The 4049-nt window shown below is 66.5% G+C and carries 3 protein-coding genes; all 3 read right to left on the bottom strand.

The genetic code is table 11. From position 1 onward, the window contains the following. Positions 1 to 53: 53 nt before the first annotated feature. The 3 genes from ABD52_RS36625 to ABD52_RS36615 are packed head-to-tail and all read right to left on the bottom strand — an operon-like array spanning position 54 to position 3974. A complete protein-coding gene (locus ABD52_RS36625; RefSeq protein WP_047894778.1) occupies positions 54 to 719 on the bottom strand; it encodes a Type 1 glutamine amidotransferase-like domain-containing protein in 666 nt (221 codons plus the stop codon). A 37-nt stretch (positions 720 to 756) separates the two neighbouring features. Next, the gene (locus ABD52_RS39610) at positions 757 to 2844 is read right to left on the bottom strand and encodes a tyrosine-type recombinase/integrase (RefSeq protein ID WP_152748373.1); all 2088 of its coding nucleotides are present in this window, start codon (positions 2842 to 2844) and stop codon (positions 757 to 759) included. After that, entirely contained in the window at positions 2841 to 3974 is a 1134-nt protein-coding gene (locus ABD52_RS36615; protein ID WP_200905292.1) for a tyrosine-type recombinase/integrase, read from the bottom strand. Before ABD52_RS36615 ends, ABD52_RS39610 begins: the two co-directional genes overlap by 4 nt. Positions 3975 to 4049: the final 75 nt, after the last annotated feature.

Genomic DNA, 4049 nt, shown 5'->3' with positions numbered 1-4049 from the left:
CTTTATCTGGACACTCTCGCGCAGTCGTGATGGAGATCACGGGTCGTTGACGTTCACGACGCCGGGTTGAACAGTTTCCAGTGCCCCTCGGAGATGACCTCGACGCCGCTGTCGGTCACTTTGATGGCTGTCTGATCGTCGGTGGCATACGCGGGGCCCTTGATCTCGGCGGCCCATCGTTCCGCTGCTGCCGTGGAGTACGCCGGACTATCTGGGGTGTCGAGGTGGGGGAAGATCGAGAAATCGACGAGTCCCAGCGTGCGGTCGTCATCATCGGGGCCGGTGAAGTACTGCCCGATCCGGGGAGCCAGCACCATGCTTCCAGCGCTGAGGCCGACGTAGACCGTGTCGTGAAGCGACGGGAGGAGATCGGCCAGTCCAGACCTTCGCATCCAGTGGCACAGATACATGGTGTGGCCGCCGTTGACCAGCAGGGCGTCGGTCTCGCGGACCCAGGAAGTCCAGCGGTCCTCATCGAGGCTTGGCAGTGCGGTGAGTTCCAGCATGCCCACTGACTTCCAGCCCAGCCCCGTCATAGGGCTGGGCGATTGTCCGCTGGTGAAGCGCCATGGGCCGCCTGGCTCCCCGTACGGGCCTCCGTACCCGGCGGTGGGGATGCAGAGAGCATTGGCCTCGGCGATCGGTTTACCGAGGAGATCGACCAAGGCCTCCCGGATGCTTGCGTTCCGGACGCCGGAGTCGGTGAGCAGGAGCTTCATCGCACCTCGCAGTTGTCTTATCGTGTGGACCCGCCGGTCACTGATTATGTGTCGGCGGGTCCAGCGGGCCGAGCTCGTCGAGGAGTCCGCGGATGCGGTCGGCGGCGCAGCGGTGTCGTTCGATCTCGCGGGCCCAGCCGCGTTCGGTGGCGTCGGCGATGAGCTGCTCTTCGGTGCGTAACCGTTCCTGTAGCCGAGGGACGTACTGGGGTGTGGTGACGAACTTGGGGCAGGTCAGGTAGATGTCACACTCGCATGGCCCTTCCTGAGGCAGACGCAGGCAGTGGCCGAGTTCGAGTTCGGTCTTGTAGAAGTTGGTCTGCAGCCAGTCGAGGGCGGTCTGGTCCAGCTCACCGCGGCGCAGGGTCTCGGCGAGGGGGCCGGCGAGGGCGGCTCCGGGTTGCAAGACCGCCTGGTAGTCGGCCAGCACGGTCGGGTCGGAGATCTGTGAGTAGGTCATCGACATGCCCGCACTGAGGTGCCCGAGGATCTTCATGATCGTCTGGGTGCGGGCACCTTTCTCGGCCAGCTGGGTGCCCAGCGTGTGCCGGAACCGGTGAGGGTGGATGGCCGGCTTGCCGTCGGCGTTGAGGATGCCGAGCTCCTCGCAGATGCGCCCGAGCGGCGCCGCGAACAGGTATTCGACATCGGCGAGCCGACCGTTGTTGAGGAACAGGTAGCGCACGGTCTTGCCGAGGTCCTTGTCGTGGATCCCGCGGTCCTGGTGCCCGGCGCGCAGTTCATGGACGGCGCGGATCGCTTCAGCGGCTTCGGGGTGGATCGGCACGGTGCGTTCTTTGAGTGATTTTCCGGCGGCGAGCCGCAGCCGTGGGGTGCCGTCGGGGTAGGTGTCAAGGCAGTCGAGGTGCAGTCGGCGGATCTCTCCGCGGCGGGCGCCGCTCCACCGGGCGATCAGCAGTGCGCACCGTTGCAGCGGGCACTCGATGGCGCGGATCGCGGTCATCAGCGGTTCGAGTTGATGGGTGGGGATGAATCGTGGGACGCGTTGGACTGCCCGGGGCACGTCCAGGCGGGTCAGCACGGGGCGCGCGGGCATGTCGGTCCACTCGGCGTGGGCTCCGTAACGGAAGAACACGGTGACTTCGGAGATGATGCTGCGGCGGTAGGCGTCGCCGAGCGGCTGCTCGGGATGCTTGACCTTGCGTTGCCCGGCCAACCAGGTCATGAAGTCCAGCAGGTCGGCGCGGCTCAGCTCGGCCAGGCTCTGCACGGCCGGGCGTTGCTGGGTCAGCCAGCTGCCCAGGCGTCGCATCGCCGCCCGGCTGGAGCTCATCGAGTCGGGCCGCACGATGAGAGCTCGTTCGATCAGGTAGCGGTCCATCACTGTAGCGATCCGCGGCTGCGGACTCATCGGCGGCAACGGCTTGTGCGCGTTGCGCTGAGGTAGCCGGTCAGTGATTCCGGCGTGGAACAACGCGATCCCAGTGCGGAACACGTTGGTGGCCCACGCGTTCTTGATCGTCGTGAGGTGCCGCGGGCTGAGGACCTCGTCGATGCCGGGGATCTGGTCAAGGGTGCGGATCGTCGCCCGCATTTGCTCGACATCGTCGGCGGTGATCGCGCGCAGGTCAGGGTCGCCGCGGTGCAGCACCAGTCGCATCACGGTCCAGGACACGCGGAACGTGCTGCTGTCGGGGTTGTGCCCCAGCGCGGTCACCTGCTCGCGCAGTTGGTCGACCTGGGCGGTCAGTGGCAGGTCGAGCTGGTCGGCGATCGGCCACGGTTTGATCACACCGATGCCAAGCAGCCAGCCCCAGTCCAGCCGCAGACGACCGGTCAAGGCCAGGTAGATCAGGTAGTCGCGGGCGTTGTAGTTGATCCAGCCGGCGGTGACGTCGAAGTCATCCCCGGGGCCGCGACGTCGGGTCTGGGTGTCCTTGTTGCGCCACCCGAGCCGCTGCCGCAGTGGCTGGTCGAACCAGCTCTCCAGCTTGGGGAACTGGCGCAGGAAGCGGACATGTCGACGATGCAGCCGGATCTTGCGGTCCTGGCTGTAGATGTTGCTGTGATCGACGAACGACGTGTACTCCTCGGCCGGACAATGTCGTGGACCACCGACCAGGGCCGGTGGTGACGCCGGCAGGCGCAGAACGGCTCCGCTCATGGTGCGGTGTCCCCGATCGCGGCCCGGTAGTCCTTGATCACATCGGGATCGCTAACCCGGGTGTAGATCTTCGTCGAGTCGGGACTGGCATGCCCGAGCCTGGTCATTAGGGTCAGATCCCGCATTCCACCTTCGAACATGCGGGTCGCGTGCGTGTGGCGCAGCACATGGGGCGTCAGCCAGGCATCGCGGACGCAGGCACGCCGGGCGGCCCGGGCGAACATGCGGACCAGGCCGTCGTAGCTCAACGCCTCTAATCGTCGCCGACCACGACCGCCGACGAGGAACACATAGCTGGTATCGGCGTCGGCGGGGCGTTCATGCATGACGTAGTCGCTGACGGCCGGCAACGCCCGGCCTTCCAACAGATCGACGGTCCGGTCCCGGCGGGACTTCTGCCGGACCCCTGCCGGGTGATCGGTCCGGTGGCGCACCACGATCCGCCGACGTCCGTAGGAGATGTCCTCCAGCCGCAGGCCCAGGACCTCTCCTGGCCGCAGGCCGCCTTCCCACATCATCTCCAGTAGAGCGCGGTCCCGCCGGGTGCGCAGCACACCCAGCAAGGCGACATAGGTGTCGTCGGACATCGGTCGTGGCAGCGACTCCACCGTCTTGATCCGCAACGCCCGACGCACCGGCCGCTGCGGACGCGACGTCACCAGCGGCGCCCGAGGTCGACCCGGAACCCGAGCCGCTGCCTGGTCAGGGATCGTCACGATCGGGTTATCGGCGCCGCCGTAGCGTTCGATGCTGATCAGGTACTCGAAGAACGACGACACCGCAGCCAGCACCCGGTTGCAGGTCTTGGCCGCCAGCAAGCGGCCGTTCCCGGCGGTCAACGCGAGGTCCAACTGCTGGGCCTTGCGGCTCGACGAACGGGTTCGCAACCACTCGATGAAACTCACCGCCAGCGCAGGACGGAACTCCTCGACCGTCAAGCCACGCTCGTGCAGAAACCGGTACAGCTTCTGCAAATCGTACGCATAGGCCCGGACCGTGTTCGGCGAGTAGTCGCGCACCGTCAACAGGCGGAGGAACCCGGTCACATCGGCTACCGGCACGCCGGCGTCGTCAACCAACTCGACCGCCGGCCGCCCGGGCCGGGCATCAACAACCTTCGTCACACGCACGCTGGACAACGTAGGGGCTCCACGAGCCGCTCACAGAATCGCTGGAACCGCAATTGTCCAGATAAGAAGGTGGCC

Origin of the sequence: Micromonospora sp. RV43 (assembly GCF_001029515.1) — a bacterium.
Taxonomy (GTDB): Bacteria; Actinomycetota; Actinomycetes; order Mycobacteriales; family Micromonosporaceae; genus Micromonospora; species Micromonospora aurantiaca.
This window is presented reverse-complemented; position numbering and strand designations above follow the sequence as displayed.